The following is a 14,853-nucleotide window of genomic DNA, read 5'->3' on the forward strand; positions in this document are numbered from 1 at the left end:
TCAGGCGCCGCCGCTGCGCTCAACGACCAGCCCGACCGCGGCGATCCGCTCGACCCGATCATAGCCGGGCTGGTCGAGATCCTCGCTGAAGATATCGGGATCGAGCTCACGATAGTCGAGCCTGACTCCGATCGCGGGCAGGCGCTCGCGCAGCGCGTCGCGCAGCACGTCGCGGCCGTCGACGATCGATACGCCGGTGTTCAGGATCAGCCGCCCACCCGGCGCGAGCAGCGCGAGGCCCTGCACCACCCACTCGAGCGACAATCGTGCGCCATACAGGTCCCCTCCGTCGCGATAGGCGCGCTTGGCCGCGTCGATCATGAAGGGCGGATGAGTCACGATCAGGTCGAAGGCGCCGGCGAGATCGTCCGGCGCCTGCACCTGCTCGATCGCGTGCGTCACCCCGAAATGTTCGGCGTTGACGCTCGCCAGCGCGAGCGCGCGCGGGTTGACGTCGGCGAGCGTCAGGTGCGCGCGGTCGAGCAGCGACGCCGCGACGATGCCGCCCACGCCCGCCCCCGCGCCATAGTCGAGCACGCGAGTCGCGCGCGGGTCGAGCCGCGCCGCGATCAGCTGCGCGAAGCGACAGCTGTCGGGACCGAGGAAGACCGAGTCGGGCGCGTCGGTGGGAAAGGCCGAGTGAAGGAACAGCCGCCCCGCCACGCGCGAGGCGCGCAGCAGTGGGCGCAGCCGCCCGTCCGGCTCGATCGCGACCGCGCCGGCGGCGCGCAGTGCGGCGAGCAGCTCTGGATCGAGCGCGTCATGCTCGAAGCATCGACTCCAGCCGAGCACCTCGCGCGCATCGCGGCCCAGCCGTTCGGGGTCGCGCGCGACGACGCGCGCGTGCGTTCCGGGCGTTGCGGTGACATGGTCATAGCCGCGCGCGTCGAGCAGGCGCAGCAAGGCCAGCAACGCGGGTCGGCGCTCGGCCGCGGCCCAGGGTGCGGCGAGCCGCTGATCGACCTCGCTGACCTCGGTTAGCATGTTGTTTTCTCCCGGCTTTTTTGTTCCGAGAGAACGTCGGCCGGGGTGTCGATGTCCCCGCCTCTTCACCTGGGTGAGCCTGTTTGCGCCGGCTCAGGCGGCGCGCGCGGGAAGCGCGGCGGCGGCTGAAGCCTGTTCGGCCAGTGCTTGCTCCAGAGGTCGCAGCAGCAGCAGGTCGCGCACCGGCGGCTCGTGCCCCGCATCGCCGTGGCGCAGGTGCCACTCGCCGTTCGCACGATCGATCAGCAGATCGAGCGCGGCGCGGATCAGGTCGGGCACGTAGGTCGGCGTCGCCGCTCGCGGCGACGGTGGCCGGTCGGGCGCGAACAGATCATCGGCCACGACCACCAGCGTCGCGGGCGTGCGGCGCTGAGATCGCGGTTGTTCGTCACTCCAGCTCGCCTCGATCCGCAGGCGCGGGCGTGTCGGAGACGGGCCGACGGGGCGCGGGTTACCCATGAGGTCGACCACGGCCCACGCCTCCGGCGAGTCATCTTCGTACTCGCCGAAGACCAGCGGGATCGCGCGGTGCGCGCAGGCGGCGGCGAGATGCGGCGCGAGCGCGTCGTCGCGTCCGAGCACTAGCAGCGGCGGGACCGCGTCGCGCGCGACCTCCTTGTACGGCCGCTGTACCGACATCGGTGCGGGGCGCGGCACCGCGGCATGAGTCAGCCGCTCCGGCCGGCGCCACCAGCCCGGCACGTGCACCAGCGGGTCGCGCGCGCTACCCGACACCAGCGCTCGCAGCAGCGGCACCATCGCGGTCGCCCGCGGCACGCCGGAGGAGAGGTCGTAGACGCCCGGCTCGTACAGTCCGCCGCCGGTCAGCAACGTGTTCCATCCCTGGCTGCCGAGCAGCGACCAGCATGTCACCGCGCGCAGGTCGACGCCCTCGTGTCGCAACGCCACGGCACCGTCCCACGCCTCGGCCATCCAGCGCATCTGCTCCTCGCGCGTGCAGCCGTTATGCACCTCGGTCACCGCCAGCGGCAGCCGGTAGCGCGCCCAGGCCTCGCGCAGCACGCCGGCCAGCCCCGGTGCGCCGGGCTGGAGCGCGCGCACCGCCTCGAGGTCGGCGTAGCGCTGGCGTCCGTTGCCGCCGTGCGTGTGAGCGGGATAGCGCGCCACCCGGTGATCGAGGAAACGATCGCTGGTGAGGTAATGGTTCACCCCGATCACGTCGGGCGGGCACGGCGCCGCCGCGAGTGCGTCGAGCCGCGCCGCAAGACCGAAGTCGCGCAACCGCGCGTGCAGCGGATGACCGGGAACGACGCGACCGCACAGCAGGTCCCATGACGCCCAGCGGCGGACATTGTCGAACGCCACCTGGTCACGCGTCGCGACGGTGCCGAAGCTGCGGCCCAGGTCCTCGGTCTGGATCAGCCGCGCGCGCGGGTTGACCGAGCGGATCGCCGCCATCGCGCGCGCGGTACCCTCGACCTGGTTGACCAGCGCGCGCCAGAAGTCGCGCTCGTCGCGGCGGTGTGGGTACCAATGGCCGTAGAGCGCGGCGAAGCGCGCGGTGGTGAGCGGTTCGTTGACCGGGGTCCAGTCGTCGATCCACGGATACCGCTCGGCGGTAGCGCGCGCGTAATCGGCGAGCAGCGCGGGAAAATGCTCGTCGAGCAGGTCGGTGTACCGCGGACCCGAGCCGTGATGGACCAGCCCCGCGATCACGCCGACGCCGCGTGCGCGCAGCCGCTCCAGCCGCTGGTCATACCAGCCGTAGTCGCGCGACTCCGGCCGCTCCGGCGCGACGGTCTCCCAATGAATGGGATAGCGGAGCGCGCTGATGCCGAGATCGGCGATCAGGTCGATGTCCTCGGGGCGATCGCGATGGCCGAGCAGCGCGAATTGATCGACGTAATGGTCGCCGACACGATTCACGGTACACTCCAGGCCGCCCCATAGCTCGAGTTCGCGCACGCTCCGGCTCCTCTGCCCGATCGTGCCGCCAACGTCCGGCCCCGCGCGCCGTTGCCTCGCCGGTGCAAAATCGTTGCCTGCAACTCATAGTTAAACCTAGATCTATCAAATACTTACGCTGGAACATGCGGCTATGTTGCTGAGTTTCCCAATGTGTCCGCAACACCGGGAGATCCCTCCGTGACCCTGCCCTCGTCCCCCCTGCCGCACCAGGACAGCCGTGCGACCGTCAGCGACGACGAGGGCACGCTGATCTGCTTCAGCCACCTGCGTTGGGATTTCGTCTTCCAGCGACCGCAGCATCTGATGAGCCGCTTCGCGCGCGCGCGGCAGGTGCTGTTCTGGGAGGAACCGATCGTCGCCGCGGCGGACACGGAGCCGCGCGTCGAGCAGCGCCGCTGCGGCGACACTGGTGTGACGGTGTGCACCCCGCACCTCCCGGCCGGCCTCGACGGCGACGCGGTGTGCGCGACGCTGCGCGGCCTGCTCGACGCGGTGATGGTGGCGCCGCGCGGCCCAGTGGTGCGCTGGTATTACACGCCGATGATGCTGCCCTTCTCCGAGCATCTCGCCGCGGACTGCATCGTCTACGACTGTATGGACGAGCTGTCGCAGTTCAAGAACGCGCCGCGCGACCTGCTGCCGCTCGAGCAGCGGCTGCTCGACCAGGCCGATCTCGTCTTCACCGGCGGCCATAGCCTCTATGAGGCGAAGCGTGAACGCCACGGCGCGGTGCACGCCTTCCCGTCGAGCGTCGACGTCGCGCACTTCGCCGCCGCGCGCGCGCCCGGCGCGACCCCCGCGGACCAGAGCGACCTGCCCGCGCCGCGGCTCGGCTTCTACGGCGTGATCGACGAGCGGATGGATCTCGCCCTGCTCGCCGCGCTCGCCGACGCGCGCCCCGACTATCAGATCGTGATCCTCGGCCCGGTGGTGAAGATCTCGCCCGACGACCTGCCGCGGCGTGCCAACCTCCATTATCCCGGCGGGCGCGGCTACGCCGAGCTGCCCGACTATCTGCGCGGCTGGGACGTGGCGCTGATGCCGTTCGCGATCAACGAGGCCACGCGCTTCATCAGCCCGACCAAGACACCCGAATATCTCGCCGCCGGCCGCCCGGTAGTGTCGACCCCGGTGACCGACGTGGTGCGCAGCTACGGCGACGTGCCGGGTGTGTTCGTCGCGGCCGAAGCGACGGACTTCGCCGCGGCCTGCGACGCCGCGCTCGCGCTGGCGCGCGCGCCCGAGCGCTGGCTGCCGCAGGTCGACGCGCTGCTCGCACGCGGATCGTGGGACCAGGTCCAGAGCGAGATGGCCGCGCTGATCGACGCCGCGATCGCGCGCGCCAGCCACGTCCAGCCGATCGTCTCGCCGGTCGCCTGGCCCGTGACGACCCGCGAGCGCTACGACGTGATGGTGGTCGGCGCGGGCTTCGCGGGCGCGGTGATGGCGGAGCGGCTCGCCGCCGGCTCGGGCAAGCGCGTGCTGGTGGTCGATCGCCGCCCGCACGTCGCCGGGAATGCCTATGATCATCTCGACGCCGGTGGTGTGCTGATCCACCAATATGGACCGCACATCTTCCACACCAACTCAGGGGAAATCGTCGACTATTTGTCGGGCTTCACCGATTGGCGGCCGTACGAGCATCGCGTCCTCGCCGACGTGCGCGGCACGTTGGTGCCGATGCCGATCAACCGTACCACGCTCAACGCGCTTTACGGGCTGGAGCTGGGGACCGAGGCCGAGGCCGCCGCCTTCCTCGCCAGCCGCGCCGAGCCGGTCGATGTCGTGCGCACCTCGGCCGACGTGGTGATTTCCGCCGTCGGACGTGATCTCTACGAGACCTTCTTCGAGGGCTATACGCGCAAGCAATGGGGGCTCGACCCGTCCGAGCTCGACAAGTCGGTCACCGCGCGCGTGCCGACCCGGACGAACACCGACGACCGTTATTTCACCGACAGCTTCCAGGCGATGCCGCTCGACGGCTATACGCGCATGTTCGAGCGGATGCTCGACCATCCGAACATCGACGTGCTGCTCGGCGTGGACTACCATGAGGCGCGCGACGCCTACCCGCACGACCATCTCGTCTTCACCGGCCCGATCGACGAATATTTCGGGTACCGCTATGGCCAGCTGCCGTACCGCTCGCTGCGCTTCCAGCACGAGACGCTGTCGCAGGAATGGCACCAGCCGGTCGCGGTGGTGAACTATCCCTCGCCCGACGTGCCGTACACGCGGGTGACCGAGTACAAGCATCTCACCGGGCAGCAGGCGCCGAACACCAGCATCACCTACGAATATCCGAGCGCCACCGGTGACCCCTATTACCCGATTCCGCGCGCGGAGAACCAGGAACTGTTCAAGCGCTACGAGGCGCTCGCCATCGCCGAGGCCGGCGTGAGCTTCGTCGGGCGGCTGGCGACCTATCGCTATTACAACATGGACCAGGTCGTCGGGCAGGCGCTCGCCACCTACCGCAGGCTGGCGGAGCGCTGGCGCGAGCCCGACGCGCCGCGGGTGGAGCCGCTGCTCCGCCCCGCGGCAGCCTGATCGGCGCGCTCAGAGCAGAAGGCGCAGCGCCAGCGACGTGGTGCGCCCGTTGACCGAGCGGGCGCGGACGATGCCGTTCGCCGGGATCGTCGCATTCTCGGACTCGGTGAAGCCGAGCACGTCGAAGGCGTTGTTGCTGTTGAGCGAGAGCTGCACGCGCTCGGTTAGATGATAGGTCGCGAACGCGCTCGCGGTGGTGAAGCCCGGCAGCTTCAGCTCGTTGACGTCCTGCGCGAAGCTGCTCGTGGTGCCGACGACATTGGCACCGAGCTCGATCGGCCCCAGCGTCAGCTCGGGCGTGGTCTGGAAGATGAAGCGCGCCTGCCGCCGCGGCACGTGGCCGACGGTGCTGGGATCGATCTGGTCGATCGCGATCCTGCTGTCCGTGAAAGTCGCGCCGGCGGTCAGGCTGAAGACCTTGCCGGTGAGCGCGCCCTCCGCCTCGACGCCGTGCGCGCGATAGACGCGGTCGATGAACGAGCCGGGCGTGGTGATCTGCGCGTTCTGCTCGCCGGTGCGCGCCCAGAAGCCGGTGAGATCGAGCCGCGCGCCGTCGCGGCGGTACTTCAGCCCGCCCTCCACCTGCTCGACCCGGTCGACCGCGGCGCGCCGATTGGTCAAAGCGCCGGTGCCGACGTCCAGCCCAGGCCCGAACAGCAGCCGGTCCGAATTGGTGCGCCCGCCGCGACTGTAGCGCGCGAACAGCGCGAAGGGCTCGGCGACGCGCCAATTGATGCCGGTCGAGTACGACAGGTAATGCCAGCCGTAGAAGACCGGCGCCGGGCTGCGGAGCGGCAGCGCGGCGACGCGCTGCTCCGCCGCCGCGATCGCATCGTCCCCGTTCATGTCGCGCGCGATGAGCTTGGAGCGACCCCCGCCGAGGTCCGAGCCATAGATAAGGCCGGCAGCGTCCCCGACGTCGTAGCGCAGGCTGCCGCCGATCGAGACGCGACCGAGCTTGTAGTTGAGCGAGCCGAACGGCGCGTTGGTGTGATAGTCGACGCGGTGGCGGCGGCGGCAACAGTCACCGAAGAAGCTGGCGCTGTAGCCGTAGAAGCCTTCCTGGGTCACCGGCACGCCCTGCGCGTCGTACAGGTCGATCATCGCCGCGGTGCCGCGGCCGCGCAGCTCGAGCAGGTCCGATGTCCACAGCCAGTCGGTGTGGACGTCCTGGCGCGAGCGATAGAAGCCGAGCGTGCTGGTCAGCTCGCCGCGCCCGATCGGGTCGACGCGGCTGGCACGAAGATCGTTGAACAGGCTGCCGAAGCTGTTGATCTTGGCGTCGAACACGATGTTCTCGACGAGCAGGCCGTTGCCGCCGCCGAGCTGGTCAGGCCGCGCGATGATCTGGCCCGGCTGCGCCCCGGTGGCGTAGCGCAGGGTCGCGCCGTCGCCGCCGAGCGCCGCGGCGATGTCGCTCGCGGCGCCGATCGCGGCGGGGAAGTTGGCGATGAAGCGTCCGGTGATGCTGGTGAAGCGGAAGCGGTCGACGACCGTCCAGCCGGCGAGCGTTGCCTGCGCCTCGAGCCCGATCGCGTCGACCACGGGATGCATGCCGTCGCGCAGGTCGTGGACGCCGCGGCGGTTGGCGCCGTCCAGCGTGACGTTGCGCAGCGCGTAGCGCGAGGAGAGCGCGTCATGGCCTATATCGAATCCGGGGAGGCTTTCGTAACGCGGGTCGGCGTCGCTGCCGGTCACACGCACCGGGTTGGGCATGTAGCTGACGGTGCGGTCGTCGAGCGCCTTGCCGTAGAGACGCACGTAGCCGCCGTCGAATTCCTTGGTGAGGTTGAGCTTGATCTGGCCGCCGCGGTTGCCCTCATAGCCGATCCGCCGCGGCCCCTCGCCCTCGCGGACGAAACCGCCGACGTGGACGCGCCAGCCGTCGCCGAGCCGCCCGCCATAGTCCAGGTCGAGCCGATGCTCGCCATAGTCGAGCCCGGTGAGCAGCTGCACCGCGCCGCCCTCGGTCTCGCCGGTCTTGGAGATCAGGTTGATCACGCCGCCGGGCGAGTTGGACGCGAAGGTCGAGGCCGAGCCGCCGCGCACCGAGGCGATGCTGGCGACGCCCAGGTCGGCGCGCAGGAAGATGTCGGCATTGCCGAAGACCAGATCGCCATATTCGACGAGCGGCAGGCCGTCCTCCTGCAGCTGGAGGTATTTGCCCCCGCCGGTGGCCATGGGCAGGCCGCGGATCGAAAGATTGGCGTTGCCCTCGCCGCCCGAACTCTCCGATCGGATGCCGGGGATGTTGCGAAAAATCTCGGCGACCGAGCGCGGCGCGATCTTGTCGATGTCGCTGGCGAGCAGCTGGCTGGTCGAGACCGCGGTGTCGAGCCGGTCGCGCCCGCGCGCCACCGCGGTGACGACCACGTCGCGGCGCGGTGTCATCGCCTCGGGCGTGGCGGCGTCCTCGCCCCGATCGTCCGTCGCGGGCGCCTGCTGCGCGGCGGCGAGCTGTGGTACTGTCAATCCAAGCGGCACACAGGTGAACAGAAGCAAAGTCTTGATATGCACGGAGCGCCCCTTTTTATCTGGCGCCCCTATGATAAGTCGGATTAGCGATGGTCCTGCGGCAGCGCAGATCGCACCGGATCAGATCGAAAAGTCAAACCCCTGATCGACAGTGATTATATCTTGATTGCGGTGACCACAAATCGCCGATCTGCGTCAGCACTCGCTCTGTGAACACGAATACTGCGCCATCAATTCCCTTCTGCCGGTGTCTAGACCATGATCCGCCTCGACTGATCGGTGCTCCGGCGAACGCCGGAGCCGAGGGCCGCGGGAGGGACGCCCGTGGCTCTCGGTTCCCGAAGCCCGATCAGTCCTCGCCGGTCGCGCTCGCCGGGCGCGCCCGGTCGGGCGTTGTGCCCTCGCCCGCGAACGGGGTGAGGCGGAAGGTCACGCGCGTCGGCTCCAACCGCGTGCGATATTGCGGCATCGGCAACCCCGCCTGGCTCCACTCGGTATCACCGCCGACGCCCCATTGCGCCGAGTCGACCAGCAGCGTCACCTGCCCGTGCGGCACCACGTCAGTCGACTTCCACGTACCCGGCGTGTGGCGGTCGAGATCGGCGTAGGGGAAGGCCAGCGCGTTCATCATCAGCGGCTGATCGCCCTGCACGCGCACGCCGCGCCCGCCGCCGGAGAGCTCCATCCAGCGCACGTCGACCTTGTTGCCGGTCTCCTGCGGCCGGATGAAGTCATGGTTCTGCTCGGCGATCTTGCCGCGCCACAGCCCGATCGGCGCCGAGGTCTTGCGGTCGACATAGCTCTCGTGCGGACCGCGCCCGTACCATTCCACCTCGGTGACGTCGGTCGGCATCGCGAAGGCGAGCCCGACGCGGAACGGCGCGGGCAGGTCGGTCTTCACCGGCGTGAACTGCCCGTCGATCGCGACGCTGCCGTCCGCCGCCATGGCGTAGCGCGTCGTGAAGGTGGCGGCGCCGTCGCCCAGCGCATAGTCGACCGTGACCTCGGCGCCGGCGTCGGTCCGCGCGCTGCGCACCGCGGTGACCCGGCGCGTGTCGCTCATCGCCTTCCACATCGCCAGCTTGCGATCGGTGCCGATGCCGATGTCATTGTCGGTCACCGCGCGCCAGAAATGCGGCGCGCCGCCGATCGCGATGGTGCGCCCGCCCTGCGCATAGTCGCGCACCAGCCCGGTGGCGCGATCGATCGTGAGCGTCGCGCCGTTCGCCGACAAGGTCACCGCGCCGCTCGCCTGCTTGAGCGCCACAGCGCCCGTCGCGACGGCCGGCGCGTTGGCCGCGCCCGGCTGCACCTGGAACTGCTCGAAGCCGAGCAAGGTACCGCCCGCCACGCCGGGGATCGCGCCTTCCTTGGCGCGGACGTTGACCGTGACGAAATATTCGGCGCCCGCGCGCCGCTGATAGCCCGTGAGCGGCAGCGTGATCGCCTCCGCGCCGCGCGCGGGCGTGGCGAGCGGCGCCAGCGCGCCCTTGGCGACGGGCACGCCATCCTCTTCCAGCTGCCAGTCGAAGCTGAAGCCCGACAGGTCGCGGAAGTCGTGGCGATTGCGCACCGTCACGTGCCCGGTGGCGGGGTCGAAGCCGTCGAACTGCGCCGGCGCATAGACCTTGCGCAGCTCGTACAGCTGCGGGTTGGGCGTGCGATCGGACTGGAGCAGCCCGTCGCCGAACTCGATGTCGCCACCCGGGTTGGGGCCGTACTCGCCGCCGTCGCCCCAATAGCGCCGCCCGTCGTTGGTATAGCGATACATCGACTGGTCGACCCAGTCCCATACGAAGCCGCCCTGCAACTTGTCGGGGTGGGCGTAGATCGTGTCCCAATATTCCTTCAAATTGCCGCCGGTCTGGCCCATCATATGCGCGTATTCGCACTGGATCATCGGCTGCTTGAAGCGCCAGTTGACGGCATAGTCGCGCATCTTCTCGACCGTGTCGTACATCGGCGCGTAGATGTCGGCGAAGTAATTGGGGCGATGGTCGTGGACGCCCTCCCACGTGCCCCAGCCGAGATAACTGAGCAGCCGCGACGGGTCGCGCTGCTTGGCGGCCGCGGCGCCCGCCTCGAAGTTCGGCCCGATCCCCGCCTCGTTGCCGAGCGACCAGAAGATGATCGAGGCATGGTTCTTGTCGCGCTCGATCATGTTGGTGACGCGGCTGACATGCGCGTCCTTCCACGCCGGGTCGAAGCCGATCTGGAGCTTGGCGCGATCGTCGGGGTGGTTGTTGCCCGCCTCCATATAGGCGTGGCTCTCGACGTTGGCCTCGTCCATCACATAGAGGCCGTAGCGGTCGGCGAGCTCGTACATATACGGGTCGTTGGGATAGTGCGACATGCGCAGCGCGTTGATGTTGTTGCGCTTCATCAGCTGCACGTCGCGCTCCATCGACTCGCGCGTGATGGTGTGGAAGGTCTCCGGGTCGTGCTCGTGGCGATTGACGCCGCGGATCGTGATCGGCTTGCCGTTCACCGTCACGCGCCCGTCGATGATCGCGACCGTGCGGAAGCCGATCCGGCGCGCGCTCGACTCGATCAGCGCGCCCTTGGCGTCGTACAGCTCGACCAGCAGGGTGTAGAGGTTGGGGGTCTCCGCGGTCCACGGCCGCACGTTCGCCACGGTGCCACTCAGCGTCACCTTGCGCTCGCCCGAACCCGGCGGCACCGGGGCGCGCGTCTGCTGGAGCACGCGATCGCCGTCCATCAGCACGTAGCGCGCGCTCGCGGCGGTGGTGCCGCCCACCGCCACCTCGATCGCGAGCTTGCCGTCGCGATAGGCGTCGTCAAGGCCGGCGTGGACGAACACGTCGCGCACGCGCGTCTTCGGCGCGGCGAGCAGATAGACCGAGCGCTCGATCCCCGAGACGCGCCAGAAATCCTGATCCTCGAGGTAGCTGCCATCGGACCAGCGATGGATCTGGATCGCCACCGTGTTGCGCCCCGGCTTGACGAAGCGGGTGACGTCGAACTCGCTCGGCAGCTTCGAATCCTCGGAATAGCCGACCTTCTCGCCGTTGACCCAGACCTCATAGGCCGAGCCCGCCGCGCCGATGTGGAGGATCACGTCGCTGCCCTGCCAGCCCGCGGGCACGTCGACGTCGCGGCGGTAGGAGCCGACCGGGTTGGTCGCGTGCGGGATCAGCGGGCGGTTGGCCGGGAACGGATAGGTGACATTGTTATAGCGCGGCTGGTCGAAGCCCTGCGCCTGCCAATCGCCGGGGACCTTGATGTCCTTCCAGCCCGCGACGTCGAAGTCGGGCTTCTCGAACCCCGCGGGCAGGTCGTCCGAGCTGGGGGACAGCGCGAACTTCCACGTGCCGTCGAGTGCGACGTAGCGCGACGAGCGCGCCTCCTCGCCCGCCAGCGCGAGCGCGCGCGTCTCGTACGGGAAACCGGTGGCGTGCGCGGGCATCTTGTTACGCGCGTTGACCGCAGGATTCTCCCAGTCGGGCCGCGCGGGGTCGACCTGCACCGGCTGTACCTGCGGCAGTCCCTGCGCGACCGCCTCCGATCCGAGCGGCATGACCAGCGACGCGGCGGCGACGCCGGCGAGCAACAGCGAACGCATTCCCTCTTTCCTCCCCCTACGGACGGCCTGTCGCCACCCTCTTGTTGTCTGACAATAATACCACGCGGCGTCGGCACAAGCGATCTCGGGCAAGCCGCTGATGTTGATCGCAAACCATTGCTAAGCGATGGCAGAGACTCGGGCGCGGGGCGACGATGTCACGCCAGTTTCACGCGCGCTTCCTAGGGCGACGCGCATGATCCGTCTCGCCCGCGCGCTCGCGCTCGCCACCCTTCTCGCCGCGCCGGCCGCCGCACGCGACGCCGCGCCGCTGCGACTCAACGATGTGCAGGTGATCGGCACGCACAACAGCTACAAGCGCGCGATGCCCGCCGCGACGATGGCGCGGCTGCGCGCCGCCGACCCGAAGCTCGCCGACGCGCTCGACTATGCGCACCGCGACCTGAGCGAACAGCTCGACAAGGGCGCGCGCCAGCTCGAGATCGACGTCAACTACGATCCTCAGGGCGGCCATTACGCGCGCGGGTCGGACGATCCGGCGCTGCGCCGGCCGGGCTACAAGGTGCTTCACATCCCCGGCATCGACAATTCGTCGAGCTGCGTGGTGCTGACCGACTGTCTCACGATCATCCGCCGCTGGTCCGACGCCCACCCGCGCCACGTGCCGATCATGCTGATGTTCAACGTCAAGGACGAGCAGAATGCGGCGCGCGGCGGGATCGACTCGGTCGTGCCCGACGCCGCCGGCTATGACGCGCTCGACGCCGAGATCCGCGCGGTGCTGTCGCCGGCCAAACTGATCACCCCCGACGACGTCCAGGGCCGCTACCCGACACTGCGAGAGGCGGTGCTGGCGAACAACTGGCCGAGGCTCGAACAGGCACGCGGCAAGATCCTGTTCGCGTTGGACGAGACGCCCGCGAAGGTGGCGCTGTACCGCGGCGCGCGGCGCTCGCTGGAGGGACGCGTGTTCTTCATCAACACCGACGAGGACTCGCCCGCGGCGGCCTATCTCACGCTCAACGAGACGATGGCGGAAGCCGCGCGCATCCGCCGCGACGTCGCCGCGGGCTATCTCGTGCGCACCCGCGCCGACGCCGAGACACGCGAGGCGCGCAGCAACGACCCGCGCCGCCGCGACACCGCGCTGGCGAGCGGGGCGCACTATGTGTCGACCGATTATCTCTGGCCCGACCCGCGCTTCCCCGGCGGCTACCACGTGGCGCTGCCCGGCGGTGGCGTGGCGCGCTGCAACCCGGTGCGCCGGCCGAAGGGGTGCGCGATCGGCGAGCGGTGAAGCGGAAAAACGTGAGGACAAGCGAAGCCCTTCTTCAGCGTCATCCGGAACTCGTTTCAGGATTCACCGGGCCGCGAGCACCGATCCGATCGGTCATGCCGCCACGTGGATCCTGAAACGAGTCCAGGATGACGCCAGCTCTCGGCTCAAGTCTCGCGCACCCACGCACGCAGCTAACGCGACCTTTACCCATCCTGGGCTATGCCATTCGGCGATGACCGCGCACTTCCTCATCCAGGTCGACGTGCCGCGCGCGCTGGTGCGCATTACCATGTCGGGCTTTTTCGACGCTGCCGCGATCGCGCGCTTCGTCGCCGCGCGCGACGCCGCCCACGCCCTGCTCACCTGCGGCGCCAACGCGCATGTCACGCTCGTCGACATCCGCGAAATGGACATCCAGGCGCAGGGCAGCGTCGCCGAGTTCCGCGCCGTGCTCGCCGACCCGCGCCACGCCTCGCGTCGCCTCGCCTTCGTCGTGGCGCGCTCGCTCGCGCGCTCGCAGATCCGCCGCGCCGCGGCCGAGCGCGCCGCCTGCTATTTCGAGACGGTCGAGCAGGCCGAGGCCTGGCTGCTCGGGGCGGAGTCGGCGGCGGCGTAGCGGCGAACGCCGGCTCGTCTCACACGACCGCGGCGCAGCGCCGGCACTATGCCGACACAGTCGATGTCCTGGCCCCCGAACACGGTGGTGCCGTGCAGATGGTGGCGCACCAAAGCGAGAAGCGGGATCGGCACGCGCTAAGTGGTCGGTGAGCGTCACGTCCTTCAGACGGGAAGCGGCGTCTACGTCCCCCGGCGAAGGCCGGGCCCTAGGTGGGAAACGGCAGTGACCGCTACTCAGACTCGTCAACTGGACCCCCGCCTTCACCGGGGGATCAATGAGCGACGCTCGCCGCCCTAGCGCCACGAGTGCGCTCCCCTTCCGCGTAGCAGCGCTGCTCGCCATGACCCCCGGGCGCGCCTTTTCCGCCGCGGATCGCCGCTTTGCGCTGTCCTACATGGAACAGGCATGGAACATGGGATCGGCGACGTGACCCGATTCGGTGATCTCGCCCGCAGAGATGGAGGTAAGCCGCCCGCCATGCGCCGACCCGCCACGCCTATCGCCGCGCTCGCCGCCGCGCTGCTGCTCACCGGCTGCGCGACGAACGCGGTGCGCATCCAAGCCGCGACCGACGTCACCGCACGCGGGCGGGAGGCGACCGCCGCCACCGCCGCCTATCTCGACTCGGTCGAGCAGCGGCGCCGCGACGCTGCCGCAGCGCTGGTCGCCAGCGACCCGAGCTGCCTCCCCGCCTCGCCGCTGCGCATCCAGGTGCCGACGATCGCCGCCGCACCACCGGCATCGCTCTGCCCCGAGCGCGACACGCCCGCGCCCGGCTACACCCTCCTCAGCATCGACGTCGGCACCAGCCCACGCGCGCTGCTGGAGCCGCGCGTCGCGCTGCTCGCCGCGGTCGGCGACTATGTCGAGGCGCTGGCGACGATCGTTGCCGCCCCCCAGGCCGACGTCTCGACCGAGCTGACCGCCTTCGCCGAGCGGGTCGGTCGCGTCGTAGCCGCCGCGGGCGTGGCCGACGTCGATCCGGCGACGCCCCGCGGGCAAGGCCTGGTTGCCCTCGCCACCTTCGCCGCCGAGCTCGCGCGCGAGGCGCGCACGGCCGGCCAGGTCCGCGCGCTGGTGGAAGAGCGCGGCGCCACGGTCGACCGCGTGCTGGGCGAGCTGCGCGGCGAAGTCGAGGGCTGGGGTCGCACCGCCGCGCGCAGTGCCGACGATCTGTACGGCAACGCGCTGTTCCGCACCTATCTGCGCCACCGCGCCGACCTCACCGCCGAGCAGCGCGAGCAGCTCGCCGCACGCGTGTTCGCCGCGCGCGAGGCATCGCGCACCGGTCCCGCGCGCGCCGCGGCGGTAGCGGACGCGCTCGCGCTGGCGTCCACCGCCCAGGCCGACCTGCGCGCGGCGCTGTCCGGGCGACTCACCCCGGCGCAGCGCCGCACCGCCGCCAAGCTCAACCTCGACCGGATCGCACGCGCGCTCGCACTGGTCGCCACCGTCGCGCGCCCGCTGTGAGGA

Annotated in this window: 8 protein-coding genes; 4 read left to right on the forward strand and 4 right to left on the reverse strand. The window is 70.0% G+C overall.

What is annotated here, in order from left to right; translation table 11 throughout:
- Both KZ820_RS10165 and KZ820_RS10170 read right to left on the reverse strand, forming a co-directional pair.
- Positions 1-984, reverse strand: a complete 984-nt coding sequence (locus tag KZ820_RS10165) for a methyltransferase (RefSeq protein ID WP_219748489.1) — start codon at positions 982-984, stop codon at positions 1-3.
- Between the two features lie 93 nt (positions 985-1,077).
- A complete protein-coding gene (locus tag KZ820_RS10170; RefSeq protein ID WP_219748490.1) occupies positions 1,078-2,910 on the reverse strand; it encodes a family 1 glycosylhydrolase in 1,833 nt (610 codons plus the stop codon).
- Positions 2,911-3,090: 180 nt separating this feature from the next.
- Here KZ820_RS10170 and glf point away from each other — a divergent pair, with 180 nt between their 5' ends.
- A complete protein-coding gene (gene glf, locus KZ820_RS10175; RefSeq protein WP_308462185.1) occupies positions 3,091-5,463 on the forward strand; it encodes a UDP-galactopyranose mutase in 2,373 nt (790 codons plus the stop codon).
- A gap of 9 nt (positions 5,464-5,472) precedes the next feature.
- Here the strand turns inward: glf and KZ820_RS10180 are convergent, their stop codons facing one another.
- A complete protein-coding gene (locus KZ820_RS10180) occupies positions 5,473-7,980 on the reverse strand; it encodes a TonB-dependent receptor domain-containing protein (RefSeq protein WP_308462186.1) in 2,508 nt (835 codons plus the stop codon).
- 307 nt (positions 7,981-8,287) lie between these two features.
- Positions 8,288-11,521, reverse strand: coding sequence for a glycoside hydrolase family 2 TIM barrel-domain containing protein (locus KZ820_RS10185; protein ID WP_219748491.1), 3,234 nt, complete (start codon positions 11,519-11,521; stop codon positions 8,288-8,290).
- A 196-nt stretch (positions 11,522-11,717) separates the two neighbouring features.
- On the opposite strand from KZ820_RS10185, the gene KZ820_RS10190 reads away from it, so the two are divergent.
- From KZ820_RS10190 to KZ820_RS10200, 3 genes are all read left to right on the forward strand, one after another.
- Entirely contained in the window at positions 11,718-12,779 is a 1,062-nt protein-coding gene (locus KZ820_RS10190; RefSeq protein ID WP_219748492.1) for a phosphatidylinositol-specific phospholipase C1-like protein, read from the forward strand.
- Positions 12,780-12,993: 214 nt separating this feature from the next.
- Positions 12,994-13,377: a hypothetical protein gene (locus KZ820_RS10195; RefSeq protein WP_219748493.1), complete on the forward strand. Its 384-nt coding sequence runs from the start codon at positions 12,994-12,996 to the stop codon at positions 13,375-13,377.
- A 480-nt stretch (positions 13,378-13,857) separates the two neighbouring features.
- Positions 13,858-14,850, forward strand: coding sequence for a hypothetical protein (locus tag KZ820_RS10200; RefSeq protein WP_219748494.1), 993 nt, complete (start codon positions 13,858-13,860; stop codon positions 14,848-14,850).
- Positions 14,851-14,853: the final 3 nt, after the last annotated feature.

Source organism: Sphingomonas citri (assembly GCF_019429485.1).
Taxonomy (GTDB): Bacteria; Pseudomonadota; Alphaproteobacteria; order Sphingomonadales; family Sphingomonadaceae; genus Sphingomonas; species Sphingomonas citri.